This window comes from Candidatus Trichorickettsia mobilis, from assembly GCF_034366785.1.
Taxonomy (GTDB): Bacteria; Pseudomonadota; Alphaproteobacteria; order Rickettsiales; family Rickettsiaceae; genus Trichorickettsia; species Trichorickettsia mobilis_A.
The window spans coordinates 659,148-686,099 of record NZ_CP112932.1 but is presented as its reverse complement, the minus strand read 5'-3'; the positions used below and the strand labels follow the sequence as shown (position 1 = coordinate 686,099).

24 protein-coding genes and 1 pseudogene are annotated in these 26,952 nt (G+C 33.3%); 10 read left to right on the top strand and 15 right to left on the bottom strand.

Features of this window, described 5'->3' with window-relative positions:
* Positions 1–266: 266 nt before the first annotated feature.
* Together Trichorick_RS03180 and Trichorick_RS03175 are read left to right on the top strand one after the other, a co-directional pair.
* Positions 267–735 (top strand): annotated as a pseudogene (locus Trichorick_RS03180) (methylated-DNA--[protein]-cysteine S-methyltransferase).
* 120 nt (positions 736–855) lie between these two features.
* Positions 856–1,398, top strand: a complete 543-nt coding sequence (locus Trichorick_RS03175) for an Hsp20/alpha crystallin family protein (protein ID WP_323738806.1) — start codon at positions 856–858, stop codon at positions 1,396–1,398.
* 18 nt (positions 1,399–1,416) lie between these two features.
* Here the strand turns inward: Trichorick_RS03175 and Trichorick_RS03170 are convergent, their stop codons facing one another.
* The 12 genes from Trichorick_RS03170 to Trichorick_RS03115 all read right to left on the bottom strand — a co-directional run bounded on the left by Trichorick_RS03170 (position 1,417) and on the right by Trichorick_RS03115 (position 13,123).
* Complete coding sequence (locus tag Trichorick_RS03170; protein WP_323738805.1) at positions 1,417–1,710, bottom strand: MerR family transcriptional regulator; 294 nt, start codon at positions 1,708–1,710, stop codon at positions 1,417–1,419.
* 18 nt (positions 1,711–1,728) lie between these two features.
* A complete protein-coding gene (locus Trichorick_RS03165) occupies positions 1,729–3,084 on the bottom strand; it encodes a sensor histidine kinase (RefSeq protein WP_323738804.1) in 1,356 nt (451 codons plus the stop codon).
* A complete protein-coding gene (locus Trichorick_RS03160; protein WP_323738803.1) occupies positions 3,068–4,468 on the bottom strand; it encodes a sodium:solute symporter family protein in 1,401 nt (466 codons plus the stop codon). Before Trichorick_RS03160 ends, Trichorick_RS03165 begins: the two co-directional genes overlap by 17 nt.
* 352 nt (positions 4,469–4,820) lie before the next feature.
* The gene (bioA, locus tag Trichorick_RS03155; protein ID WP_323738802.1) at positions 4,821–6,131 is read right to left on the bottom strand and encodes an adenosylmethionine--8-amino-7-oxononanoate transaminase; all 1,311 of its coding nucleotides are present in this window, start codon (positions 6,129–6,131) and stop codon (positions 4,821–4,823) included.
* Between the two features lie 15 nt (positions 6,132–6,146).
* The gene (locus Trichorick_RS03150; protein ID WP_323738801.1) at positions 6,147–6,602 is read right to left on the bottom strand and encodes a hypothetical protein; all 456 of its coding nucleotides are present in this window, start codon (positions 6,600–6,602) and stop codon (positions 6,147–6,149) included.
* A 390-nt stretch (positions 6,603–6,992) separates the two neighbouring features.
* On the bottom strand, positions 6,993–7,748 hold the full coding sequence (locus Trichorick_RS03145; protein WP_323738800.1) for a cytochrome c1: 756 nt from the start codon (positions 7,746–7,748) through the stop codon (positions 6,993–6,995).
* Between the two features lie 26 nt (positions 7,749–7,774).
* Positions 7,775–8,989: a cytochrome b gene (locus Trichorick_RS03140; protein WP_323738799.1), complete on the bottom strand. Its 1,215-nt coding sequence runs from the start codon at positions 8,987–8,989 to the stop codon at positions 7,775–7,777.
* Positions 8,990–8,991: 2 nt separating this feature from the next.
* The gene (petA, locus tag Trichorick_RS03135; RefSeq protein ID WP_323738798.1) at positions 8,992–9,522 is read right to left on the bottom strand and encodes a ubiquinol-cytochrome c reductase iron-sulfur subunit; all 531 of its coding nucleotides are present in this window, start codon (positions 9,520–9,522) and stop codon (positions 8,992–8,994) included.
* Between the two features lie 229 nt (positions 9,523–9,751).
* Positions 9,752–10,771 carry a hypothetical protein gene (locus Trichorick_RS03130; protein ID WP_323738797.1) on the bottom strand — a complete coding sequence of 340 codons (1,020 nt, stop codon included), beginning with the start codon at positions 10,769–10,771 and terminating at the stop codon, positions 9,752–9,754.
* Positions 10,772–10,779: 8 nt separating this feature from the next.
* Positions 10,780–11,109, bottom strand: a complete 330-nt coding sequence (locus Trichorick_RS03125; RefSeq protein WP_323738796.1) for a ferredoxin family 2Fe-2S iron-sulfur cluster binding protein — start codon at positions 11,107–11,109, stop codon at positions 10,780–10,782.
* A 113-nt stretch (positions 11,110–11,222) separates the two neighbouring features.
* Positions 11,223–11,975, bottom strand: a complete 753-nt coding sequence (locus Trichorick_RS03120; protein WP_323738795.1) for a methyltransferase domain-containing protein — start codon at positions 11,973–11,975, stop codon at positions 11,223–11,225.
* Positions 11,972–13,123 carry an aminotransferase class I/II-fold pyridoxal phosphate-dependent enzyme gene (locus Trichorick_RS03115; RefSeq protein ID WP_323738794.1) on the bottom strand — a complete coding sequence of 384 codons (1,152 nt, stop codon included), beginning with the start codon at positions 13,121–13,123 and terminating at the stop codon, positions 11,972–11,974. Before Trichorick_RS03115 ends, Trichorick_RS03120 begins: the two co-directional genes overlap by 4 nt.
* Positions 13,124–13,164: 41 nt before the next feature.
* Here Trichorick_RS03115 and bioB point away from each other — a divergent pair, with 41 nt between their 5' ends.
* Entirely contained in the window at positions 13,165–14,112 is a 948-nt protein-coding gene (gene bioB, locus Trichorick_RS03110) for a biotin synthase BioB (RefSeq protein ID WP_410250262.1), read from the top strand.
* A 467-nt stretch (positions 14,113–14,579) separates the two neighbouring features.
* On the opposite strand, the gene dksA is transcribed toward bioB, so the two are convergent.
* The 3 genes from dksA to Trichorick_RS03095 form a co-directional block, all read right to left on the bottom strand.
* Positions 14,580–15,005 (bottom strand): RNA polymerase-binding protein DksA, encoded by a 426-nt coding sequence (gene dksA, locus Trichorick_RS03105; RefSeq protein WP_323738792.1) that lies wholly within the window; start codon positions 15,003–15,005, stop codon positions 14,580–14,582.
* A 79-nt stretch (positions 15,006–15,084) separates the two neighbouring features.
* The gene (gene phaC / locus Trichorick_RS03100) at positions 15,085–16,842 is read right to left on the bottom strand and encodes a class I poly(R)-hydroxyalkanoic acid synthase (RefSeq protein ID WP_323738791.1); all 1,758 of its coding nucleotides are present in this window, start codon (positions 16,840–16,842) and stop codon (positions 15,085–15,087) included.
* Positions 16,843–16,914: 72 nt separating this feature from the next.
* Entirely contained in the window at positions 16,915–17,787 is an 873-nt protein-coding gene (locus tag Trichorick_RS03095) for a hypothetical protein (RefSeq protein ID WP_323738790.1), read from the bottom strand.
* 949 nt (positions 17,788–18,736) lie between these two features.
* On the opposite strand from Trichorick_RS03095, the gene Trichorick_RS03090 reads away from it, so the two are divergent.
* The 7 genes from Trichorick_RS03090 (at position 18,737) to rho (ending at position 26,833) form a co-directional block, all read left to right on the top strand.
* A complete protein-coding gene (locus tag Trichorick_RS03090; RefSeq protein ID WP_323738789.1) occupies positions 18,737–20,788 on the top strand; it encodes an Rne/Rng family ribonuclease in 2,052 nt (683 codons plus the stop codon).
* Between the two features lie 186 nt (positions 20,789–20,974).
* On the top strand, positions 20,975–21,454 hold the full coding sequence (locus Trichorick_RS03085) for a hypothetical protein (protein WP_323738788.1): 480 nt from the start codon (positions 20,975–20,977) through the stop codon (positions 21,452–21,454).
* 12 nt (positions 21,455–21,466) lie between these two features.
* Positions 21,467–22,453: a DNA polymerase III subunit delta gene (gene holA / locus Trichorick_RS03080; RefSeq protein WP_323738787.1), complete on the top strand. Its 987-nt coding sequence runs from the start codon at positions 21,467–21,469 to the stop codon at positions 22,451–22,453.
* A 12-nt stretch (positions 22,454–22,465) separates the two neighbouring features.
* On the top strand, positions 22,466–22,672 hold the full coding sequence (locus Trichorick_RS03075; RefSeq protein ID WP_323738786.1) for a tautomerase family protein: 207 nt from the start codon (positions 22,466–22,468) through the stop codon (positions 22,670–22,672).
* Positions 22,673–22,674: 2 nt separating this feature from the next.
* On the top strand, positions 22,675–24,336 hold the full coding sequence (ettA, locus tag Trichorick_RS03070) for an energy-dependent translational throttle protein EttA (RefSeq protein WP_323738785.1): 1,662 nt from the start codon (positions 22,675–22,677) through the stop codon (positions 24,334–24,336).
* Between the two features lie 157 nt (positions 24,337–24,493).
* Complete coding sequence (locus tag Trichorick_RS03065) at positions 24,494–24,760, top strand: CBU_0592 family membrane protein (protein WP_323738784.1); 267 nt, start codon at positions 24,494–24,496, stop codon at positions 24,758–24,760.
* 729 nt (positions 24,761–25,489) lie between these two features.
* Positions 25,490–26,833 carry a transcription termination factor Rho gene (gene rho / locus Trichorick_RS03060; protein ID WP_323738856.1) on the top strand — a complete coding sequence of 448 codons (1,344 nt, stop codon included), beginning with the start codon at positions 25,490–25,492 and terminating at the stop codon, positions 26,831–26,833.
* Positions 26,834–26,952: the final 119 nt, after the last annotated feature.

The following is a 26,952-nucleotide window of genomic DNA, read 5'->3' as shown; positions in this document are numbered from 1 at the left end:
TATGTAAGAATCAAATCTATGGATGGGGCTTGCTATGAAACAAATTCGTAACCAAGAAGTAGTAATTAATATTCAACGCACTATCCTTAGAGCCTGTCTTGAAAGTCTATATAAGAGGTAATTTTGTTGTCAAAACTCGTCTCCGTTCCTCACGTACAAAGGGTACGCTGCGGTACTCGACTTCGTTTTTCCTAAAAATTCCTCTCTTATATAGACTTTCAAGACAGGCTCTTAAAGCGTCCTGGCTTGATACACCTCTAGGATCTATGCTTACCATTGTTGACGAAGAAGCTTTGTACCTTTTGGAATTTGAAGATAAACGTGGGTTTAGGGCGTGAATGCGAGCAACTACAACTCACAACCACCTCTACTATTATTCCTGGTCACACTAACCCTATTGCCTCAATTAAAGCAGAGCTCAACTCTTATTTTAACGGATCATCGAAGGAGTTTAAAACACCGTTTCATCCTCTTGGTAGTTCGTTCCAAAATCTTGTTTGGTCAGAACTGATGCGTATTCCTTATGGCCAAACTAGAAGCTATGCCGATCAAGCTAGAGCAATTGGCAAACAAACTGCATACAGAGCCGTAGCAAATGCCAATGGTGCAAATCAAATCGCCATCGTAATTCCATGTCACCGTATTATCAACAGCAATGGTAATCTCGGAGGATATAGTGGCGGTGTTAATCGTAAAAAATGGCTTATCTGGCACGAAAACAATAATCTTTTTTAAGTACTTGAAATTTAAAAAATCATTATATACTATTGTAGTTACAGGGTTTTCGTAGCAAAACAATTAATTGTTTAATGTTCACAAACCACCTGTTTATCTAATAATAAAAGGAGTATGGTCATGGATATCAACAAATGGAATCCTTGGAATTGGCTAAAAAATGAAGAAAATCACAATCATACTAATTCTGAGACGCATAAAGAAACTACCTCCTCTAAACATCCTATGCTTCAGCTACATCGAGAAATAGATCGACTATTCGATAGCGCATTAAATAGTTTTGGCTTTCCCGCATTAAAATCTGCTAGTAGTGATCATAATATTATGAGTGGATTTTTTAAACCTAGTGTAGACATTATGGAAAGTGATAAAGAATATACAATCACCATGGAAGTACCTGGAGTGGAAGAAGAAAATGTGAATCTGGAATTAGCCAATAGAACTCTTACAATTCGTGGCGATAAAAAAAAAGAAACAACAGAAGAAAATAAGAATTTTCATTGCATAGAACGTTCTTATGGCTCATTTCAACGTGTATTATCTTTACCAAATGATGCAGAAGAAGATGGTATAGAAGCAACATTTAAGAACGGAGTACTGACTATTACCTTACCGCGTAATTTATTAACTAAAGATGTAAGGAAAATTAATATTAAGAAGTGATGCAGGTTCAATAAAGCCTTATATATTAATATTGATATTGGACGAAAGTTGTTCAAATTTATTTATCAAAATATCTATTTGATTGATTACAGCATTATAGTCAAAATCAAATAGATTATGAGAATGCTCTTTGATTCTTGTTTTAATTAGCTCAATATTTTGTTGAGTATAATATCGTCGACCTTTAATTTTAGTAACAGTAAAATTTGGCAAAGCTTTCTCCAAATATCGTAACTGATGAGCAGGTATTTGGAGTATGGTTGTTACTTCACCAATGGAGTAGTATTTTTTATATTGTAAATTTGCAATCATTTTAGTTCATGATGATCATTAATTAATGCGAAAACAAAACTTAAACTTTGCTCCCTTCTTACCATTACTTTCAGCTTGAATAGTGCCACCATGAGCTTTGATAGCTTTTTCGCATAAAGCAAGTCCTACTCCTCGGCCACCAGCTGGAGTATGGGTTTTAGAACTAACGGTAAAAGCGTTAAATATATGTATAAGTTCATTTTGTGGTATCCCTATACCTTCGTCTTGAATGCTGAATTCTACGTTGCCAGCTATTTTGTACAATTTTACAGTTATTTTACCTGTCATCCCACTATACTGAATTGCATTGATAATTAAATTATCAACGGTAGATGTGATATAGCGCTGATCACAACTTATTTCAATATTAGGCTCTATTTCAGTAAAGAATTGCAGTTCCTTGTTATTTAGATATAATTTTTTGCACTGATTCACGCGATCACGCACAAGTTTACTAAAATTAACATTAGTTTTATACAATTCATAGGTTAAAGATGATAATTTGGATAAATCTAATAAGTTATTAGTTAAACTAATTAATCTCTGAGAACTTTTTGCTATCTCTTCTGCTGCTTGACGTCGTTGTTTATCGTTGAGGTTATCATAACTTTCCCATAAAACTTGTCCCATACTTATTATGCCGGTAATTGGAGTATTAAGTTCATGCTCCAGATTGCGTAGAAATTCATTTTTCAGAGCTAATGATTTTGCTAATTCTTCTTCTCTATCAATAATACGATCATCTAGATGGTTTACCTTCTCTTCAGTAAGTGCTTGCTGTTCTTGTTTAGGTTTAAGAAAAATAATTATAGCAGTAGCAATTAATAGAAAAGTATATAGAACAAACGAACTAGATTTTATTCCAATATCTACATTTTTTATACTAACGCCTGTATAATATTGATAAAATTGAGTACCTAGAAATAATCCTACTATAATCATTCCCACAGCAATCTTCCATCTAATTAAAATTGCTACTACTATCAAATTAACTGTAAATACCACTGTCTCTAAAGCAGCAAAATTACTTAACATTACAAAAAAACTACTACAAATTATAAGCAAATAAAATACACCTATATTCCAGATAATTTGTATAATAGTATCTTTTTTTAAAGTATTTGGCCAAACAGGATAAGTCACTATACATACCGAAAGCACAAGCATACTTTCATAAATATATATTAATGCTTTTTGTTCTCTAAGCTCAGAAACACCAGATATGTAATACATAGTGCAAATAGTTGATATGATACCAAAGATACCGAATCCCGTATAAAACAACTCTTCTTGTGGTGAATTATTTTTACAAAAAGTTAAAAAACTAAAGCTCTTGATAAATTTAACAACAGAAAATTTATGTTTTTGTAGCAACTAATCCTCCTTGTTTTAACAAGTAGTGGCTTCCAATGCAAAATACAGCGTTAGTAATCCATCCTGGTACAAGACTATCAATTCCAGTAGTATCCATAAAAAATTGACGCCAAATTGGTACGCAAATAAAATGAGCTACAATCCCTATCAATACTGATTTTTCTGTAGTGCGAAATCCCAAAATGGCCAGCATTAATGGCATGGCTGCCAAGTTAAAACTTTGTGTCATAAACACTAGAGAAAGCAAGTCATAATCCAATGATGCTAAGAACAGCGCAATCATGCCAATTGTTAATGCAATAAGCTTAGATAAAATTAATTCATTTTTAAATTTAAACCCCAAAGGACTAAGAAAATCATGAGTTAATACTACTGAGGCAGAATTCAAATTAGCATCTGCATTAGACATACACATTGCACCGAGTCCCACCAATATAAATCCTTTAAGTCCGACGTGCGCGTAATTATTTATTATATAATGAACCAAGTTATCTGGTTCCAGAGTAGGATCGACATTAAAGAGTAAAAATCCAATCCATGACATTCCAGATAGAATTAATAGCAGTAATATAGAAGAGATAGTAAAAGCTTTGGTAACTTGTGTTGTAGAGCGACCTATACTTACTCTTTGAAAAAGAGTGGCATCAAAACTAGGAAGAGAAAATAGAATAAATAAGAATATCAATGACCAAAATTTAGAATTTGAGAAACCTAAGAATTCTTGAGGATTAAATATAGGGTTACTCATTGCTTGCTTAAAATCAAAACCGTTGATATTAGTATATTCATGCCAAATAACAATACTAAGCACTGGTATTAAAACACCAAAAGTAAAGAACTGAATTACATCGGTAAATGCAATAGATCTAATACCACCAAAAGCTGAGTAAGATACTACTATAAAGCCGGCCAGATAAATTGCATAGTCACTTGATATCCCTAAGTAAGATCTAAAAATAGTAGCAAAAACCTTAAATTGTAATGCGATAAAGCCTGATGCGACCACTGAACCACAAATTGCCGCAATTAATCTTACACGTTTTCCATATAAATCCCCCAAAGCCTCAGCTATCGAAACCTTTCCTAAAAATTCTCCCATTTTTGGGACAAAAATACGAGCCACTAACAATAAGCCAAATGACATTCCTAAACAGCCAATGGCATAATGTAGACCTGTTGTATAAACTTGAGCTAAAGTAATAAAAAGATAATCACCTCCTAAGTAACCGGCCATTATTGTAGACACAAGTGTCCCTGTGCTAAAATTTCTGCCGCCCAAAGCGTAATCTTGGATAGTTTTATTTTTTCTTCCCCAATACAAACCAAAACCAACGTTTGCAATTAAATAAATAATAAAAATAGTAGTATCAATATTCATATTCATAAATTGAACCATCTATAATGAATTTGTATATAATGATATAGTTTTGCATAGAAGTCAAGATACGGGATTTTATTAGTTTTTTGCTTCTATCGCCTCTGTAATTGAAGGTCAGCTGGAAGCGAAAAGGATAAGATTCTAGGCGCTAGAGGCATTGCGTACAAAATTTTAATGGGCTTATTTATTTGTTTTTTGTCTGCAAATTTGAAATAGATAAGCTATTCCTGCAAAATCTTTATTATTTTTCGACTAAAAACCACTATAAATAATCTCCATAAAATTTTGTTCACAGAACCTAAACAGTCACTAACATTTTAAAATTCTTAAAAGTAGAAAGATTATTATTAACACCAATTTAGGATAAAACGCATAAATCGGCGTTGGTAATGATATTAGCTATTTTTAAATAAGCATCATTTAATTCATCAACAGTTATTGAGTATGGAGGTAATAGATAAATAGTACGTCCTAATGGTCTTAATAACAACCTTTGGGTTAAAAATTGTGCTTTCAGATCTTTCATTGAGTAAGCATAATTAGCATTTAGTTCAAATGCAGCTATCGTTCCCTGCACCCTTGCGTTCCTTAAAGATTTACAATGTCGCATTAAATCAGGTAAAGATTGTAGATGGCAACTATTAATAGCCTGAATTGCAGATTGTGTTTTAGCTGTAAGTAATAAGTCAAGCGATGTCTTAGCTGCTGCGCATCCCAAGGGGTTTGCGGTATAAGAATGGCCATGAGCAAATGCTGTATTAAAATCATTACTCAAGAATGCTTCATAAATATGATTGCTGGTAATAGTTAATGCAAGCGGCAAGAATCCTCCGGATAATCCTTTGGACAGGCATAAAAAGTCAGGTAGGCAATCTACAATTTCAAAAGCAAAATTAGCTCCGGTACGACCAAAACCGGTCATTACTTCATCAAAAATGATTAAAATATTATATTCTTGGAGCAAGTTAACTACTTGCTTTAAATAGTTAGGCCTACACATCCGCATACCGCTAGCCCCTTGTACCAATGGTTCAGCAATAAAAGCTGCTATCTGTTCATGCTCTTGTTCAAGAAGTTGCTGTAATTGTGTTAATGATTCATACTCTTTCTGTTCCACTTCTGGGTCTCCATCCCACGTATCCGGATAAGGAATAGTTACACTCTCGAAAAATAATTCCTGAAACTGATCATGGAATCCTGAACGCCTACCAACACTCATAGCCCCAAAAGTATCGCCATGATACCCACCAACAAAACTTATAAATTTATTACGTTTTGAGCTACCTTTATTTTTCCAATATTGATAGGCCATCTTCATTGCTACTTCAACTGCAGTAGAACCATTATCCGAGAAGAAGAAACGTGTTAAATGCGGTGGTAATAAAGCCTTTATACGTTCACAAAGTTCTATGGCCGGTTCATGAGTGAAGCCAGCAAAAATTACATGTTCTAACTTTAGTGCTTGTTGGTGGATAGCATTGGCAATTGTAATATTAGCATGCCCGTGTAAATTCACCCACCAGCTAGAGATTAAATCTAAATAAGCATTATTATGCTCATCATACAAATATGATCCTTGTCCCTTAGTAATAACTATTGGCAATTCTGCGGTTTGTTCCTGAGTAAATGGATGCCAGATCAGGGCACGATCACGGCTACTTAAGGTCATTTTAATACTCTTTGTCTAAATAGATTTTTCTTTATCGTTCACCAGTTTCCACTCTTTCTTAAAAGAGTCAAACTGCATAAAATAATTATTACCATTAAAGCAAGTAATCAAATACGCTTTAGCGGTGGCAATAAACTCTGGACCATCATCGATAGTTTCACAATATAAATCATGATTGCGTAAAAACTTAACAAAGCCAAGCTTTTCAGCTTCATATTGAAAAGCTTTAGTATAATGGTGGTTGTCCCTCCATTTTTGTAGAATATTTATACCAGCTAGCTCTTTTACACAATTATTTTTGTCTTGATTGTTCAGGGCATAACATTGCAAGTAAGCTTGATGGACTTCAGGGGTGGCGTTCCGTGCATCACTGATTGCGTGTTCTTTAATTTTATTTTGTTGCTCAATTTCAGATCGACTGCAAGAAGAAAAAAAGATAAATAATATTGTTGCGGTGATTGCCTTGATCATAAATGCTCTAAATTATTGGTTATTACAATAGTAACAGAGCATTTTGCCGATAGCGCCAATACGGCGCCGGGCGGTTGACAAAGCCAGAATTCAGCTTACGGCGTATTCCCGCAAGCGGTATTATATTTCACCGTCCTCCCGGCAAAAGGGAAGACGTTTTTGTGCACACGTACAGGCTATCTTTGTAGAAAAACATAAAATAGCTTGTAGCCTAAATCGTATCATTCTGGGTTGTCACACCCTGTCACATAATATTAAGAATGTTAGTTCCTAACGTTGGTAATTTAATTCAAAAATCCTAATCTGGCAACCAGTTTTTGTATTTATTAGGAGTATTAAAATTCAAAATTATTATAAGCTAGCTTATTATTCACCACTGAATGTTAGTTATTATATTCTAGACCAGATTCTGCTTTTAGAAATGTAGAAAACTATGGTAAACACTACAAGAAAAAGTATTACTTTAAGCCCCATTGATTTACGATGTTCCATCTCAGGTTCTGCTGCCCACTGTAAGAATATGGTAACATCTCTAACCATCTGATCAACAGAAGCATTTGTCCCATCTGTATAAGTTACTTGGCCATCTGTAAGTGGTGATGGCATTGCGATCTGAGAATTAGTAAAATATGGGTTATAATATAGTCCTGGAGTTAATTTAAAATTTGCCGGCGGTTCAACATATCCTGTTAATAAAGAATAAATGTAATTTGGTCCATCCGCTCTTGCTTTGATTATTAAAGATAAATCTGGAGGATAGGCACCGTTATTTGCTGCTCTTGCGGCTTGTTCATTTGGGTAGGGACGTACAAACTTATCAGAAGGTGCAGCTGGGCGTTCAAACATTTCTCCTTGATCATTAGGCCCATCTTTTACAGTATAATTTTTTGCAATTTCTTTAATTTCGGCATTTGAGAAACCAATGTCTTTTAAGTTTCTATATGATAAATTATATAAACCATGACAAGCACTACATACTTCCTTATACACCTGGAATCCTCTTTGCGCAGCCTGCCTATCAACTTTGCCGAAAGCACCATCAAATGGCCAGTTCATTTGTTTTAAAGGAGCTCCTCCTTCAGAAGCATAGGCTACGTAAGGCGCTAAAAGTATTAATATGATTCGACACAATAACTTATTTAACATATATTGACCTAATGTTGACCTAAGATTTATATAGTATTTGGCAGCGGTAAAGGTTTCTCATATTTTACGATAAATGGTAATAAAATTAAGAAATGAAAGAAATAATAAGTAGCTGCTATACGGCTTATTGTAAGATATGGCTCTTCAGGTGGCTTGCCACCCATATAACCTAATATTAACCCATCAACAATAAATACCCAAAACGCTATGCGATACATAGGACGATAATTAGCACTCCGTACCTTCGAGCGATCTAACCATGGTAAGAAAAAAAGTATAATAATGCTAGAAAACATTAATAATACACCACCAAGTTTAGAAGGTACAGCCCGTAAAATAGCATAAAATGGTAAAAAATACCATTCAGGTACTATGTGTGGTGGTGTTACTAAAGGATTAGCTGGAATATAATTATCAGGGTGGCCTAAATAATTGGGTTGATAAAAAATAAAGAATGCAAAAATCAGAAAATATATACCAAATCCAAAAAAGTCTTTTACTGTATAATATGGATGAAATGGAATAGTATCTTTATCAGATTTAACATCAATACCTTTCGGATTATTAGAGCCATGTCGATGTAGCGCAATTAAGTGTAACATTACCAAAGCTACTATAATAAACGGTAATAAGTAATGTAACGCGAAGAACCTGTTCAATGTCGGATTATCGACTGAGAAGCCTCCCCAGAGCCATGTAACTATACTCTCTCCTACTAATGGGATTGCTGAGAATAAATTAGTAATTACCGTTGCGCCCCAATAACTCATTTGCCCCCAAGGCAACACATATCCCATGAATGCTGTAGCCATCATTACTAAGAATATAACAATACCAATATGCCACAACAACTCACGTGGAGCTTTATATGAACCGTAATATAATCCACGGCAAATGTGAAGATATACTGCTGTAAAAAACATTGAAGCCCCAACAGCATGAGCGTAGCGAATTAACCAACCATAATTCACGTTACGCATAATATTTTCTACGCTTGAAAATGCATGATCAACATGTGGAGTATAATGCATAGCCAGCACTACTCCAGTGATTATTTGAATAACCAACGCAACACCAGCTATAGAACCAAGATTCCATAAGTAATTCAAATTTTTAGGAGTACGATACTCGGCAGAATGTTTTAAGAAAGAAAAGATAGGCAGCCTGTAATCTATCCATTCAATAATTGCATTACATTTATCACCTTCAACTTTAGGCGAGCTATCTGTCTTGTTATGCATAATTAGCCAATTTTAATTTTAGTATCAGAAATAAATTCATAAGCAGGAATAGCAAGGTTTAATGGCGCTGGACCTTTACGAATTCGTCCGGAAAGATCATAATGTGAACCATGACACGGACAAAACCAGCCCTTATATTCCCCTTGATCTGCTAAAGGTATACATCCAAGATGAGTACACACACCAATAGTTACCAACCATTGATCTTTGCCTGATTTAACTCGATCCTGATCATTCTGTGGATCACGTAATTCTGATAATTTGACTTCTCTGGCTTCGGCAATTTCTTCTTGGGTACGATATCTAATAAACACCGGTCGACCACGCCATTTCACTGTAACAGTTTGACCTGGTTGGATATTTGATAAATCAACTTCAATAGAAGATAAGGATAGGACATCAGCGGCAGGATTTAAAGAATCAACCAGTGGCCAAGCAGCGCAAGCAGCACCTACTGCCGCCATACTACTTGCTGTCAGGGTCATAAAATCCCTACGAGTTATTTTTTTGTCATCATCTATAATATCTGACATATATTATTCACGAATTTAATTATAATAATTTGTAACGGTTTGATTATTCCAGAATGAACAGTTAAATGAAAGTAAAATCAGCATTGGCATGTAAAAAACTAAATAGCTGATCTACTTCTAACATATTTATTTTAAAAATAGTTAAAATAACGGAGGCGTTCAAGAACTGTACAATTAAAGTAAGACTCGTCATTACGAGTTTCCACAAATACTCTTATGATTATTGCTATTAATTGTCTCCCTTCAAGTCTAGTAAGTTAATTGACCCTATATTTATTCCTTTTTCAGAAAATACAATATCAAACTGTGCATCATTTGGTATAATAATATTACTAGAATTATTCAAATTTGAATCGATACTGACAGCCCTAGTAATTAGCTTTTTGAGTATTGGTTTGGAGATAATAAAATTATCAGGCACTAATTTATCCACAATTTCATTATAATTGTTCAAATTAACAAAGAACCTTCCCTGTGGTAATTTACCTTTGCTTAAATTCATTGTACCATGCAAATTTACTTTAGCCTCTTCAAGTCCAATATGCAGGTTGTTAATAGTAAATCCCTTATTATATAAAGTAGTATTATCCGTATTTTTAATAAATTTAAAGAGAGCGTCAAAATCAATGACCGCAGAATTAAGGTTTAGGGTTTCATTTTTGCTCTTATATACTGCTTTCATTCTGAGCAAAATATCTTCACTGTCAGCTAGTAAGTTAGCCGCAACAAATATACCTAGATCATTAATATCAAATATATTCTGATCGTTATTACTCACTGTTAGTGAAGTGTTATTTAGTTCAAAGGATTTTATAATAGTTGTCAACTGTGTTTGATCTGATAATTGATATAAAGGTTGATCAAGCTTCAATGAAATAATTATATTATCATTATCAGCAGCATGAATTGTATACTCTTTGATTTGGCTTTTAACGAGTTGTTGGTAGTAAAAATCTCGTTCCAATAATAATTTCATTTTTTTGAAACTAAAATCTAACAAGCATAGTAATTTAGGAATATGCAGATCGTGAACACTAGTATGATCTATTAATCTGATCTGTGGTGCGATAATTTCTATCTTCCACATTTTAGGAAAACCAGATATTACTAATTTATCATAGGTAATTTTAATATTATCGGTGTTCAGCTGTTTGATTACAGAAGTTACTTTATGCTTTATTAAATAAGCACCAGCAAACCAAAAAGTTACAAAGGTTAAAATAATAAATAATAATAATTTACGTATCACACTCAGTTCTATATATTAATGTTTCTGGTGGCCGATGGCAGACGTACTCTAATCCCATCCAATTCTTCTGTTATAATAATCTGACAACCAAGTCTGGAAGTATGTGTAAGACCAAAAGCCAAATCAAGCATATCTTCTTCAGCTTCTGATGGCTCTGCTAATTTATCATAAAATTCCTCGTCAACAATTACATGACAAGTGGCACAAGCTAAAGATCCCTCACATGCTCCCTCAAGATCTATTTCATGTTGATGAGCAATCTCTAAAATAGACAAACCAATCGGAGCTTCAATTACTCTTTCTTCACCATGTTCAATAATAAAAATTACTTTAGGCATTTTATTCTCAATGATATAATAGAATTTTGTGACTAGTATATAATTAAATGCAATTACTCACAAGATCTCTCTCATCAATAGATAAGAAAATAGGCGAAAATTCAATTAACCTTTTATTTACATCTACCCTCTAAGATTGCAAAAAATATTTTATAACTAGTTTTGATTGGGAGATGATGATTTTTAATTATTTCTCTTAAATAATGATTTTCACCACCGGTAGCATTGGTATTTGCGCCAAGCATTTTTAGATAAGAGGCAAATGCTAATGGTGAATTAAAAGTCATAGAGAAATCTTTACATCTAAATAAGTAGTTTTTTGGTTCTAATGATAAAGAATAATCTTCTAGCTCTTTTTGTGTTGGATAACCTAAAATAGGTATGGGTAAGTCAAGATTCTGATATAGATCACTCCATTCTTTGAAAGTGCCATTAAGTAGTGTGGAAAATACTAAAATACGTGACTGAAGCTTAAGATTTCTGATAATCAATTCTAAATTGCTTGTCCACTGTAAAGCAAAATTTGATATTATCAGATCCTGGTAACCAAGGTTTAAAGTTTCTATATCATTACTATTATAGTTAATATTGCTATAATTTTTAAATTTATCACGTGTTATATCAAGCATTGCCGGAGCAAAATCATTGAGAAAATATCTACTATTAGGGTAGAATTTCAATAAATATTCAGTAACATAGCCGGTGCCTGTGCCAAGATCTGCTATTGTTGATGGTATAAAATCAGGAAAATTTTTTATTAATAAATCGACTAGTAGCTCGGCACATTCTTTCTGAATTGATGCAACACTATCGTAAGTTTTAGCATTATCGTTGAAGTTCTTTTGAATAGATAATTTATTATTCATAAATATTTTAGAGCCATTAACAATTTTTCAAAATCAACAGATTGATGTTTTAAAGTTAGAGCAATCCGTAATCTCGATTTATTTGGTGGTACTGTAGGTGGACGAATTGCTGCAACAATGATTCCATAATTTAATAATATCTGCTGTGCATTTAATACATCTTTTTCAGCACCGAGTAATATCGGAATAATATGAGTTGTTGAGACACCAGTATCAAATCCCAATTGTTTTATTTGTTCTCGCAGTGCATTAGCACTCTGCAACAAATTTTGTCGTTCCTGTTTTAATTTTTTGAGCAAAACCCAACCATAATAAGCAGCTCCTATTATCATCGGTGATAAAGCTGTAGAATATATAAATCCAGCTGACTTGTTAATCAGATAATTTTTTATTTGCATATTAGACGCGGTATAAGCTCCACTTACGCCAATGGCTTTACTAAAGGTTCCCATCACCAAATGCGGTATATTCTCTAGATTAAAATCTGTTGACATGCCATAACCATCAACACCAAGAATTCCGGTAGCGTGTGCTTCATCAAGATATAAAAAAGCCTGATGCTGTGATGCAAGGTTTGTAATCTCCAACAAAGGTACCTGGTCGCCATCCATACCATACAGGGTTTCACTAATAATAAACTTAGCTCGTCGATCGTTAGTGTGTTTGTGTAATAGTTCAGCTAAATGGTTCATATCATTATGTTGATAACGTACCAATTCAGCTTTGCTCAAGAATATTGCTTGATAAAGGCTTGAATGATTAAATCGATCACAGAATACTAGAGCTTTATGACCTAAAACCGCTTCATCTAATAAGCTTGATAAAGCACTAATATTAGCCTGAAATCCAGAATTCCAAATCAGAGCAGTTTGAGTTGCTTTATCTTTGGCTATTTGTCTTTCAAATTCTTCAAATAACTCGCTATTGCCAGATAAAAGACGTGATCCCGTGCTGCCAACGCCATAATATTCTGCTGCTTGTTTTGCTGCTTGCAATAATTCCTTATTTCGACTTAAATTTAAATAATCATTACTAGAAAAATCTATCAAATCTTTTTGAATTACATCAGAGATCTCTGGTAATTGTCGATATTTTGCAGTATTTTGCAATTTTAAACAATAAGTTGTATATTTATTATCATAATGCATAACAATTTACGTATTAAGGGAATCATATATATATGGCAAATATAGCTCAAGGACAATGGTCTTATGCATCGGCTATAAAATTTTTCTCCTTACCTTTTTCAGAGTTAATGTATCAAGCGCAAACTATACATCGAGAAAATTTTAATCCTAAAATCATTCAGATCAGCACTTTGCTTAGTATAAAGACTGGTAGCTGTCCAGAGAATTGCTCATATTGTCCACAATCAGCTCATTATCAAACTGGATTAAAAAAAGAACCTTTAATGGATATTACCGAGGTAGTGGCAGCAGCAAAACGAGCAAAAGCCGCTGGTAGTACTAGATTTTGTATGGGAGCAGCTTGGCGCGGGCCTCGTGATCAAGATTTACAAAATGTTTGTGAGATGATTAAAGAAGTTAAAAAATTAAACCTTGAAACTTGTGTAACTCTTGGTTTGTTACAGCAGCATCAAGCTGCTATGCTAAAAGATGCAGGGCTAGATTTTTATAATCATAATATCGATACTTCTAGAGAACATTACGATAAAATCATAACAACACGTACTTTTGACGATAGATTACAAACTTTAGAACATATACGCAGCTCTGGAATCAAGGTTTGTTGCGGTGGAATATTGGGTATGGGTGAAACAAATGAGGATAGAATAAATATGCTAGTTACTCTTGCAAATTTAACAGAGCCCCCAGAATCAGTGCCAATTAATCAGTTAATTAAAATACCAGGAACGCCGCTTGAACATGCCGATGATATTGATAATTTTGATTTTGTTCGTACCATTGCCTTAGCACGTATAATGATACCTCAAGCTTATATCAGGCTTTCTGCAGGACGCGAACAAATGTCAGAAGAATTACAATCATTATGTTTTCTGGCTGGAGCAAACTCTATTTTTTATGGTGAAAAATTACTGACAGCTCAAAACCCTATCCCAGCACAAGATAATCTTTTGTTGCAGAGGTTGGGGTTAGAAAAACAAGTAATAAGCTGATAGCGTCGGTCAGTTAGGAGGAATGTAGGCTTTTTATGAGTAACGCACCCTTATGATAAGTATCTATTCAAGGGTCTGGCAAACCGCAGATGTATGATATATACACTAGTCTTATTAACGCACTCGATGTCATTACCGCGTAGGCGGGAATCTAGGAATAAAAGCCTCAAATGCTTAGGTATGCTGGATTCCCGCCGTTGCTGGGAATGACATCGTGGAAGCAGTTTGTTGTCAAACTCACCATCTGTATACCTGATACGGTAAAGGTTTGCCGGGGACGTGAATAGATACTATGATAATATTTCATAAAAAGCGATAATGTATATACTGAGAGGATAGGCGAAGGTCAAAATCAAGAAGAGCTAGGAGTTCCGAAGTCGAGGAGGGGAGCGTGCACTTTTGTACGTGAGCACCGCAGATCTTTGAGAACGACAACGCCAATTTCTGATTTTGATAGTATATCATTTTTAGTATTCATCTTCAGTATGCTGCTTCTCATAATTTTCATGTCTTTCCTGCGCTTCAATACATAGAGTAGCTATCGGTCTTGCTTGCAAACGTTTCAAACCAATTGCTTCACCGGTTTCTTCACAATATCCGTATTCACCAGTTTCTATTCTTTTTAGCGCTTCTTCAATCTTATCTATTAATTTTCGATACCTATCTCTAGTTCTAAGCTCTATAGTAGTGTCTGTTTCAATTGAAGCTCGGTCATTTAAATCTGGTTCATTCCAATTTTCTTCTCTTAAATGATGTAAAGTTTCACGCGACTCCTCTAATAGTTCTCCTTTCCATGCCAACAGCTTTTGTTTAAAATATTCAAGCTGTAAAGGGTTCATATATTCTTCATCGCTTGAAGGAGTATAACCACTAGGTAAAATTATTTTTTTCATGCAATATTCTCTCGATTTCAATCGCATAATATATTCAAATGAGAAGTTAGCGCAAGAAAATTTTATTAATATTCAGCTGCTACAAACAATTTTGTTGAACATACATACCAGGAGCAAGTTCAATAAAATCAATGTCTTGATAAGGTATAGATGAAGTTAATTCTTCACTATTATCAATCAACCAATTTTTCCATGGAATCCACCAGGAACCCTTGAATTCGATTGAGTTCTTTAGCCATTCTTCACTGGCAGCAGGCAAATCTTCTTGAATGCGATAGTTATATTTAGAAGTAGCTGGTGGGTTAATCACACCAGCTACATGACCAGAAGAGGTAAGGACAAATTTTTTATTACCATTTAATAATTTGGCGCTCTCGTATACTGCACGCCAAGGAGCTATATGATCATCATTAGCAGCTAGAAAAAAACTATTACAGTCTATTTTGCTAAGATCGATAGCGCTGCCTAACATTTGAATAGCATTCGGTATTCTTAGTAAATTATTAAGATACATATTACGCAAATAGTAACTATGCATGGTTGCCGGTAAATTAGTGTGATCAGCATTCCAATATAATAAATCAAAAGGCATGGGGGTCTTGCCCAATAAATAATTATTAATAAAAAACGACCATACCAAATCATTGGCTCTCAACAAACTAAAGCTATTAGAGAGGTATCTTCCATCAAAATAACCTTTAAGTTTCATTTCTGCTTCTATTGCTGAAATTGAAGTTTCATTAATGAAAATGTCTACCTCACCTGGATTTGCAAAGTCTAACAAAGTTGTAAAAAAACTGACACTATTAATGTAATCTAAAGCATTAGCTTTCATATAAGCAATTGCAGTAGCTAGTAGAGTCCCACCTATACAGTAGCCAGCAGCATTAATTTTCTTAAAACCAAGCGAGGTGATATAATGACATGCTTCTAATACTCCTTCTTGCAGATAATCTTCAAAGTTCTTATGCGATAATTTTTGATCTGGATTCTTCCAAGAAACCATAAATACCTGAAAATTGTTTTCTACCAGAAAAGAGACCATTGAATTATGTGTTGATAAATCAAGTATATAATATTTATTGATCCAGGGTGGGATAATTAATAGTGGGATTTTATATGTTTGAACTTTTGGTGCATAACATATAAGTTGCATTAATTCGTTTTGATAGACGATTTTTCCTTTCGTAGCAGCAATATTTTTGCCAAATTGAAAAGCTGATTTATCTGTGGTAGGAATATCTAGTATATCATCAGATTTTTTGATATCTGACAATAAATTATCTAATCCTTGAACAATATTTTGCCAACCAGTCTCTAAAGATTCTCTTAAAACTTCCGGGTTATAAAATATAGAGTTGGATGGAGCAAAAGCATCGATAAATTGACGTGTGGTAAATTCAAGATATCGTTTGGTTTCTAGATCTAATTCATATTGATCAATATTTTTTTGTAACCATTCAGATGATAATAAATAAAATTGTTTTACAAAATCAAAAAAAATATTTTCTTGCCATGCGGCATCTTTAAATCTTTTGTCTTTACCTGATGGAATCACGATGGGATCAGTTTGTTTACCACTAAATCTGGTTATTGAGTGAGAGACTAGCTCATGAAATTTTTCATAATAATCTATGTTGATCTGCATAAATTTTTCAGGATTTCTCCAAAATTGCTCGGAAACACTGGTGAACATCAGTCGGTTCTTATCCTCATTTACTAATGACGGAGGTATAAATGCTCCCTTACCCTGAAGTAGATATAATACAACTTCTTGATATTTATCGCATATTTTTTGTAGATTTTGAATAATCTGATCACTATCAATGGCTTTCATGTAGATAATACCTATAAATTTTGTTCATTGAACACTCTTCATACACGTCTCTTAGGTCAAAATCTCCTATCTTTACCTAGTATACAACTTAAGTCTGATAAATTGTAACAAGTAATATAATGTATAGGCCGTAAGGATAATACAAATAGATGCTATTAAGCCACTACTGCCAATAATCTCAAAGGTTCTATTGCCAATTGCTGTTCCAGTATAATATCCCATAGCTCCTATAGTAAAATATAATATTATTGCAGTATGCAATTGACTACCCTCAAACTTATCAGACAAAATTAGTAAATTAGAAACCAGAAAACCATACATACATATACTGATAATTCCCAAAAGTAATAAATGTATTATTGCTTCTGTATAAGAACTTAGTAATGAGGTAAAACTGATCATTAATATTATTAAGAATACTAAATTCAATAAATATTTACTAAATTTGGATAATAAATATTGAATTGGTATAGCAAATATAAGCATTGTAAGTAATTCATATTTTCTCAATATCCATAAATCTAATATAATTGGATCTTGTTCTATATCATAAGTAGAATAGTGCCAGGATATTGAGGCGAGTATATAAAAAACGATAAAACTTGCCATAGTTTGTAAATTTGTATTAGCGATTAAATATGAAAACTTAATCTCCGATTCTTCTATTATATGGTGGTTTTTGTTATAAAATTGAATAGAAAGTAATACCAGGCTCAATGAAATTACATTGAATAAAATTAAGAAGGAAAAATCATGTGTATCAAGAAAAATTATTAATTGCTTGCCACATAAAATTCCGATTGCAAAAGATAGAAATAACAGGGTAATACCATAACTAAAGCGACGCTTGAAATATTCAGTGATGTAAATAATATTTATTATAAAATAATAAAATGTACTACCAGCCATTGTCATTAATGCAACTGACAATAAATTATTAGTCATAGAAATTATTAAAAATAGAACGCTAATTGCAAATATTATTACGCTAATTGATAAGGTATTTCTACTACCAATAAGAGTAAATATTATCAGCGCAAAGCCAGTAACTATATATCCAAATATTTGAAATAATCCTATATATATATTCTATCTTTGTTTCTGAATATTTATGAAACATGACAATATTCGGTATAGTATGAAAGTCAATTTTAGCAATTAGCGTAAAAAAGAAGACGCCAAAAATTAAAAATAAAATTTTGCTTGAATAAATACTGGCAGACATAAATATTGCTAAACAAAGTTACATGATATATAAGTTTTGTAATAGATGCAGAGATATTGAAGGCATATTATATAATAATTTAGGTTTTATAATCAGTTTTATTATCATATTTATTTCTATAACATTGAGGCTAATGGACGTGCTCTATCTAACCACGAAAGAGTTTAAACTCCAATCGTATAAAAAATGAAGTTCATATAATTCAACTATTAGCTTGGTAAGACTAACACTTGATGCCAGTATAGATAAAGCAAATTAACAATGTAATGTGCAAAATTTATCGGATCATTTGTAACTTTGTTGTAGCATGAGCATTTTAATAAGATGCTTATATTATTTTAAGCAAACAATTATATATTTCTAATAAAGCTTATTAAGCCTTTCTCATAAACTCAAATATGGGTAAGGAATTGAGAAGACACTGTGTACTTTGGTCTGTGCAGTGCATTTTAGGTTTGCTCGAATAGAAGTTATAGTCAATTCAGTAGAATTTGGTGCTAGATGTGAGGAGTGAAACTTGTAAATAATAGGTGAACTTTGATCAAGCAACATGCCAAGTTCTAATCAATTGACTATTATTATTAAATATAAGGTAATACTTGTTTAGATTAGACGCGAGAGAGATCTAATAGTACAGGTGTTTTTTAAAAATTTGTAGAGTTTAAGTTCATGAGTAAAAAAATCATTATAGATGCAGCTTTCCCCAATGAAACGCGGGTAGTTTTGCTAAGTAGTAATAATAATATAGAAGATATCGAATATGAAAATGCTATTAGACCTCAGAATAAAGGGAATATATATCTTGCCAAAATAACGAGAATTGAGCCATCACTGCAAGCAGCTTTTATTGATTATGGTAATGAGAAGAGTGGGTTTCTGCCATTTAGTGAAATTCATCCAGATTACTATCATATTTCTGTCGCTGATCAAAAGTCATTAAGTGCTAATTTAAAAGAAATAACCCCACCTAAGATTACTACAGAAGATGCAGAAGAAATTGCTGTATCAAATGTATATAATATATTAGTTGATAATGATGAAATTGACATAAGTACCATAGAAAAATTAGTGGATGATAAATTATCTACTACTTTTGATCTGGAAGTTTCTGATATTGATATCGAGACTATACCACCAGATAAAGAGATAGCTAATTCATATAAACAATACAAAATTCAAGAGGTAATAAAAAAGGGGCAAATATTATTAGTACAGCTAGTTAAAGAAGAGCGTGGCAATAAAGGAGCTTCTTTGACTACCTATATTTCATTTGCAGGTAAATATTGTGTATTGATGCCAAATAAATCTTCACAAAATGGAGTGTCAAGAAAAATTTCTAATTCTGATGAGCGTAAGAGACTAAAGAATATCATATCTCAACTTGCAACTGAGAATAACAATGAAAGTTCAAGTGTTATCATTCGTACGGCCGGTATTGGTCGTACCACTTTAGAAATAAAAAGAGATTATAATTATTTAGTGAAGTTGTGGAATAAAATTCGTGAGGTAACATTAAAATCAATAGCACCTTGTTTTATCCATCAAGAAGAGGGGATTATTCAAAAAACAATCCGTGATATGTTCGACCATAATGTCAAAGAGTTAATGGTGCAAGGTGGCAATGCATATCAAAGTGCTATTAAATTTATGCGCGATATATTACCTACAGAAATTAGTCGTGTTAAAGAATATAAGAATAAAACGCCGATATTTACAAAATTTGCAGTTGAAGATCAATTGTCAAATTTATATCAACCTATAGTAGCTCTGCAATCAGGGGGGTATGTAGTAATTAACCCTACTGAGGCTTTAATATCGATTGATGTTAACTCAGGTAGAGCTACGTCAGAAAGAAATATTGAAGAAACGGCTCTAAAAACTAATTTGGAGGCAGCAAAAGAAATTGCACGACAAATTAGATTGCGTGATTTATCAGGTTTGTTAGTAATAGATTTCATTGACATGTATGAGTTACGTCATCGTAAAATAGTAGAACGTTCGTTAAAAGAATTTTTAAGCCGTGATCGCGCGCGAATTCAAACATCAAATATCAGCACTTTTGGGTTACTCGAAATGTCAAGACAAAGGTTGCGTCCGTCATTTCTAGAGCTAAATGCCACTATTTGTTCGCATTGTAACGGTAAAGGGTTGGTTAGAGCCGGTGAATCAAATGCGATGCTTATCCTGAGAACAGTAGAAAATGAAATTTTTCATGATAGTGTGGATACAGTAAATGTTTATGCGAGTAATAATGCTATTATCTATTTATTAAATAATCAACGCCAAGAAATTGCATTTATTGAAGCAAAATATGGCATAAAATTAAATTTTTATTTAGATCCCACTGCTACTTCAGATAGTTACTCAGTCGAAAAAATCAAGGCGGTAAAGAAGTTTTCTAATGTGAACGTCCAAAATAAGCCGGCTTTACAGGATATTTCCGGTATTTATCAAGAAAAAGCTGCTAATACTAATAATAGTAGGCACAAACAAAAATGGAAAGAATCTACAGTAGTATCAGAAAAACCTGTGGATGATCAAGTTAATGATGAAGATAACATAGCAACAGCTACAAATATTACGTCAGTGTTGGATAATGGAGAGTTAAATAATCCTAATGTTACTACTACAGACAATGGTGAGTTATCTACTCCTGTAACTCCATCTCGTCGTAAAAGAATAAGGAAAAAGATTAACTATGTTATTAAGAAAGATATTTAACATATATACTTATACTCGGTGAAAATCAGGAATTGGCGTTGTCGTTCTCGAAGATCTGCGGTGCTCACGTACAAAAGTGTACGCTCTGCTCCTCGACTTCGGAACTCCTAGCTCTGCCTGATTTTGACCTTCGTCTATCATTCGCACATTTTCATGAAATATTTGATGAATTATAATAGTCTTTTTTTGAAGAGAATATGTTGGCTGTTATGTTTAAGCTCATGTAAGTTACAGCCTGTATATAGTGAAAAATACCTCCAAGGTAATAGTAGCAATCTTTGTGCTGTAGAAATTGAGTCAATACCATCAATAGCTGGAGCGGAATTATATCACCACTTATCGGAGTTGATACCATATTGTGGAGTAACAAAATATCGTTTAACAGTTAGTTTGAGCTATTTAAATTCACCAAGCATCATAAAAAGAAATTCTGATATTTTTAGGCAAACTACAACTCAACTTGTAAACTACAAACTGTTAGACATACAAAATCAGCAAGTAGTGACCTCCGGACAATTTAATAATATCGCATCTTATAACGCGGGGACTTCAGCGTATACAACTTATATTGAGGGTGAATCAACATTGGAAACAATGGCTTTGCAGGCTGCTGAAGAAGTGCGCACCAGATTAATTTTATTTTTTGATGAGCTAAAAAGAGTTTAATAAATAGGAGTTATGAAGTTTTATCAGGATAAAATTCATCAACTGATGGAGAATATTTATGGTCTGAAGATTAAGGCATTGTTATTATACGGTCCTGATAAAGGGTATATAAAAAAAATATGTCAAATAATAATTCAAAGACTTAATCTATTACCTAGAGTGATTACTGATACACACTTACATGTTAATCAGTTTGATATGTTATTAAATACACAAAATTTCTTTGGTAAAAAAGAATGCCTAAAAATTTTTATTTCAGCAAATCAATTTAATGCCGAATATAAGAAGATATTACGTAGTGAATTTATACATTTTCCGATTCTAATTGTCGATGAATTAGCAGCACATACTGAACTTAGAAAGTTTTTTGAAGCAGAAAGCAATTTGGCAGCAGTTGGTTGTTATTACTTGGATGCTCAAAGTGTATCAAAATTAATTCTGAACAAGCTGACAAAAATTGGTAAGAATATTGATTCTGATGCGCTTGCGTACTGTACTCTACACTTGCAAGGAGACTATCAATCAATTGATAATGAACTTAATAAATTAATATATTTTACTCATGATCGAAGTTTAATTACTATTGACGATGCAATTAAAGTAATAAGTAATGATATTACTGCAAACGGTGATGATTTATGTGTTTACTTTATCAATAAGGAGTTAGCTAAATTATTTGAGGAATTAGCTAAATTATTACAACAAAATATAAGTATGGTACTAATTATAAGAGCTTTAATTAGATATTATCTAAATATATATACTGTATTGGAGTTAGTTAAAAGTGGTATGACTCTAGATCAGGCGTATAAAACTTTATCGCCGCCTATTTTTTTTAAACAACTTGCAAATTTTAAAAAAATTACTAATAGTTTAGCTATAGTAGATACTATAGCTGCACTCTCTGTCCTTCAACAAGCTGAAGTACAGTTTAAATTATACAATAATAGCTTTGATTTTTATCAGCATGTTTATTGTAAAATACATTTATCAAAGTAGAGAGAATTATATATGCCAATAGTACATATTCATTTAAAACATGGAAGAAACAATGAGAAAAAAAGAATGCTGGTAGAAAAAGTGACTAATGCCATCTGCGAATCAGTAGACGTAACTGCTGAAAAAGTGCAAATTATTTTACACGACGTAATGCCAGAGAATTATGGTAAATCTGGAGTGCTGGGTTTTGATGTAAACGAGATAGAGAAGAAGAATTAAAGATGTCTTATCAATATGTATATGTAATTAAAGGATTAAGTAAAGCTATTAATGGCAAACAAATTTTAAAAGAAACTTGGCTATCATTCTTGCCCGGAGCTAAAATCGGAATTATCGGTCATAATGGTGCCGGTAAATCTACTTTGCTACGTATTATGGCTGGTGTTGATAAGGAATTTGAAGGAGAAGCGTGGGCAGCAGAGGGGGTTAAGATAGGTTATCTACCACAAGAACCATATTTAGATCCAACTAAAAATGTATTTGAAAATATAATGGAGGGTTTAAGCAGCAAAAAAGCTTTACTTGACCAATTTAACGAGGTTAGTAATAAATTCTCTGAAGTGTTGACTGATGATGAGATGAATGACCTTCTCAACTTACAAGCTGAACTCCAGGATGCGATCGAAGCCGCTGATGCATGGAGTTTGGAACGTGAAATTGATATTGCAATGATTGCTCTTCGTTGTCCGGCAAGAGATGCTGATGTTAGCAAGATTTCCGGCGGTGAAAAGCGTCGAGTTGCTTTATGCAAATTATTATTGGAGCGTCCTGATATGCTATTGTTGGATGAGCCAACTAATCACCTGGATGCAGAATCAGTTTCGTGGCTTGAGCATTACTTAAAAGATTATAAAGGAACAGTGGTAATAATAACACATGATCGCTATTTTCTGGACAATGTAACTGAGTGGATTTTAGAAATTGATCGTGGTCAATGTGTGCCATGGCATTCTAATTATTCAGCCTGGCTTGAGCAGAAACAGGCTAAATTGGAACTTGAAGATAAAGAGGAAGGATCACGCAGTAAACTCTTGAAAAAAGAATTGGAATGGATCAGGCAATCACCAAAAGCAAGACAGTCCAAGAGTAAAGCACGGATAACTGCTTACCAAGAATTATTGACCAAGAAACGTGATTTAACTAATGGTACAGCGCAAATAATAATCCCGAATGGTCCACGACTTGGAGATTTGGTAATCGAAGCTAATCACCTCAGCAAAAGTTTTGGTGACAAAGTTTTATTTGCTGATTTTAGCTTTAAAATACCACCAGGAGCAATTGTCGGCATAATTGGCCCAAATGGAGCTGGGAAATCAACTTTATTCAACCTGATCACGGAAAAAATTACTGCGGATTCCGGAGAGATCAAAATTGGCTCAACCGTAAAGCTTGGTTATGTAGATCAATCACGTGATCACTTGGATAACAATAAAACAATATGGGAAGAAATCTCCGATGGTCTAGAAGATCTACAGCTTGGTGATCGATCAATCAAAAGCAGAGCATATTTGTCGGCATTTAATTTCAAGGGTAGCGATCAACAAAAGAAAGTAGGGCAAATGTCCGGTGGCGAAAGGAATCGTATCCATCTAGCAAAATTATTGAAGATTGGCGCAAATGTATTGTTACTAGATGAACCATCAAATGATTTAGACGTTGATACGCTCCGGGCATTAGAAGACGCTATACTAGATTTTGCTGGATGTGTATGTGTAATCAGCCATGATCGGTGGTTCTTGGATAGAATAGCCACACATATTATTGCTTTTGATCAAGGAGGGTGTGTATGGTTTGAAGGTAATTATCAAGATTATCATAATTATGCGACAAACAACTCTGATGATGTAATAAACCATAAATATCGTCATAAGAAGCTAGTATAATAGTGTTTTTTATTATATATTGCATAGAGTGTACAAATAAAATGTTCAATAGACCTCTTGTAAATCTTATTCTAAATGGTGATTTTGTTGTCAAGAAAGCCTTGCACGCACTAATAATATTGAATGTTATCTAGAATTATAAAATTAGTTATGAAATATGAGCATTATATCTGATATTGTAGGGATCATTGGAGTAGTTATGGTAATTACTGTATATTTGTTGCTACAAATGGAAAAAGTACAAGCAGATTCCATATCATACCTAGTAGTTAATTTAGTTGGATCGTTACTAATTGTAGTATCATTGATATATAACTGGAATCTATCTTCATTTATTATTGAAGTGTTGTGGGCAATGATTAGCATATTTGGCTTGATTAGAATAGCTTATAAGAAAAAAAATAGTATCAATAATCATCATTAGATCTATTCCTAAGCGGCTTATGAATATTTATCTGTAGGAGTTTACAGCTTTTGCCAGACGGGTTTGTAATGTATATATTAAGTTTGTTGAGGATTCAAGCCTGAGCGTAATGGTACAATTGTTTGCAGAAGTAGAGGTTGTGAGAGAAGCCTATTGAATTGGTTTATAAATTATATATATAATAGAAAGAATATTTATTTTATTTTCAAATAAACTTTGACAATCATCAAATGGTTTGATATTAAATTGTAGAAATATAAGTTGTTAAATTATTCTTACAATAATCTAAATTTCCATCATTCATAATATATACTCTGTACAAGCGAAAAGTGGGATAAACTATAGTTTTTGCTTGCAACCGAAAGAGCAAGAGTTTTTCAGTTCGTGCAGCGTAGCGTAGAGCTAATTCACTAAGGTTCAGACAGAATAAATTTAAACACGAGGCTGTTAGCGTAGATTACTATGTAGGCACAGCAAGACTTGTACAAAATTACCTCTTAGATGCACGTGTCAGACAGGCTCTTAATGAATAACTCTATACGTATATATTATGTGACGCTCATAAATCTTCAAATAATAGCGTTGCTTACCATATAACTGACTCTAGCTATACTTAATGCTAATTCACAAGATAAAACGAGTACATAAACTTTGTCTACACCATAAACGCGCGCAGTACCTCAAACATATAAATCAATAACTAATTTAGCAGTAAGCATGACCATACATATGATAAGCGACAATAAAGACTATAATGATAATAATACTGATAGTTATGACAACAACAGACTCAATAATCAGCAAAAATCTGATGTTATTGTTAATCTCAGACAATTAAAACAAAAATTACCTGAAGAATTGCAAATTCAAGCTGAATCTTTAGGAATAGAAAATGTTAGCGCGTTATTAAAGCAGGAATTAACATTTGCTATCTTAAAAAAGATAGTAGAACAAGGTGGATTAATTTCTGGTGAAGGAGTTTTGGAAGTACTGCCAGATGGTTTTGGTTTTTTAAGATCACCTGAGGTAAACTATCTGGCGGGCCCTGATGATATTTACGTATCACCTAGTCAGATTCGACGTTTTGGGTTGCGTACCGGTGACACTGTAGAAGGACAAATTAGAGCTCCTAAAGCAGGAGAACGGTATTTTGCTTTACTAAAAGTAAATAAAGTAAATTTTGAAGAGACTGCAAAAGCTTATCACAGAGTACATTTTGATAATCTGACGCCATTATATCCAGAAGAAAAATTGCTCTTGGAAATTGAAAATGAGAATAAAGATTTCAGTACTAGAATAGTTGAATTAGTCGCTCCTATGGGTAAGGGGCAGCGCGCTTTAATAGTGGCGCCGCCAAGAACTGGTAAAACTGTGTTATTACAAAATATTGCTCATGCTATTACTACAAATAATCCTGAAGTTTATTTAATTGTATTATTGATTGATGAGCGCCCAGAAGAAGTTACAGATATGCAGCGTTCCGTTCATGGAGAAGTAGTTAGTTCTACTTTTGATGAACCAGCTAGTCGACATGTTCAACTTGCTGAAATAGTAATTGAGAAGGCCAAACGATTAGTAGAACACAAAAAAGATGTAGTAATATTATTAGATTCGATTACGCGTCTTGCTCGTGCTTATAATACTGTAATACCCTCTTCGGGTAAGGTATTAACCGGTGGTGTTGATGCTAATGCTTTACAACGCCCAAAAAGGTTTTTTGGAGCTGCGCGTAATATTGAGAATGGCGGATCATTGACTATAATAGCTACAGCTCTTATTGATACTGGTTCTCGTATGGATGAGGTAATTTTTGAAGAATTTAAGGGTACCGGTAATTCAGAAATAATACTAGATAGAAAAATAGTTGATAAACGAATTTACCCCGCCATTGACATTACTAAGTCTGGCACACGTAAAGAAGATTTATTGGTGGATAAGGCAGTGCTTGCTAAAATGTGGATATTACGTAGAATAATTAACCCTATGGGCACGGTAGATGCTATAGAATTTTTATTGGAGAAACTAAAAAATACCAAAACTAATACAGATTTCTTTGATTCAATGAATTCGTGAGCATTGAACGCTCTCTAAGCATTTCATACATACTCCATATAATGAAAAGTTGGTAAATGAAGTCTCTACTCTAAAAGGTGTAATTCTGAACACGCAATATTATCATGAACTTGCTTCGA

Coding starts and splice junctions, on each gene's coding strand:
- Trichorick_RS03175 (WP_323738806.1), top strand. CDS start 856: ATGGATATCAACAAATGGAATCCTTGGAATTGGCTAAAAAATGAAGAA.
- Trichorick_RS03170 (WP_323738805.1), bottom strand. CDS start 1,710: ATGATTGCAAATTTACAATATAAAAAATACTACTCCATTGGTGAAGTA.
- Trichorick_RS03160 (WP_323738803.1), bottom strand. CDS start 4,468: ATGAATATGAATATTGATACTACTATTTTTATTATTTATTTAATTGCA.
- bioA (WP_323738802.1), bottom strand. CDS start 6,131: ATGACCTTAAGTAGCCGTGATCGTGCCCTGATCTGGCATCCATTTACT.
- Trichorick_RS03150 (WP_323738801.1), bottom strand. CDS start 6,602: ATGATCAAGGCAATCACCGCAACAATATTATTTATCTTTTTTTCTTCT.
- Trichorick_RS03145 (WP_323738800.1), bottom strand. CDS start 7,748: ATGTTAAATAAGTTATTGTGTCGAATCATATTAATACTTTTAGCGCCT.
- Trichorick_RS03140 (WP_323738799.1), bottom strand. CDS start 8,989: ATGCATAACAAGACAGATAGCTCGCCTAAAGTTGAAGGTGATAAATGT.
- petA (WP_323738798.1), bottom strand. CDS start 9,522: ATGTCAGATATTATAGATGATGACAAAAAAATAACTCGTAGGGATTTT.
- Trichorick_RS03125 (WP_323738796.1), bottom strand. CDS start 11,109: ATGCCTAAAGTAATTTTTATTATTGAACATGGTGAAGAAAGAGTAATT.
- Trichorick_RS03120 (WP_323738795.1), bottom strand. CDS start 11,975: ATGAATAATAAATTATCTATTCAAAAGAACTTCAACGATAATGCTAAA.
- Trichorick_RS03115 (WP_323738794.1), bottom strand. CDS start 13,123: ATGCATTATGATAATAAATATACAACTTATTGTTTAAAATTGCAAAAT.
- dksA (WP_323738792.1), bottom strand. CDS start 15,005: ATGAAAAAAATAATTTTACCTAGTGGTTATACTCCTTCAAGCGATGAA.
- phaC (WP_323738791.1), bottom strand. CDS start 16,842: ATGAAAGCCATTGATAGTGATCAGATTATTCAAAATCTACAAAAAATA.
- Trichorick_RS03095 (WP_323738790.1), bottom strand. CDS start 17,787: ATGACTAATAATTTATTGTCAGTTGCATTAATGACAATGGCTGGTAGT.
- Trichorick_RS03090 (WP_323738789.1), top strand. CDS start 18,737: ATGAGTAAAAAAATCATTATAGATGCAGCTTTCCCCAATGAAACGCGG.
- holA (WP_323738787.1), top strand. CDS start 21,467: ATGAAGTTTTATCAGGATAAAATTCATCAACTGATGGAGAATATTTAT.
- Trichorick_RS03075 (WP_323738786.1), top strand. CDS start 22,466: ATGCCAATAGTACATATTCATTTAAAACATGGAAGAAACAATGAGAAA.
- ettA (WP_323738785.1), top strand. CDS start 22,675: ATGTCTTATCAATATGTATATGTAATTAAAGGATTAAGTAAAGCTATT.
- Trichorick_RS03065 (WP_323738784.1), top strand. CDS start 24,494: ATGAGCATTATATCTGATATTGTAGGGATCATTGGAGTAGTTATGGTA.
- rho (WP_323738856.1), top strand. CDS start 25,490: ATGATAAGCGACAATAAAGACTATAATGATAATAATACTGATAGTTAT.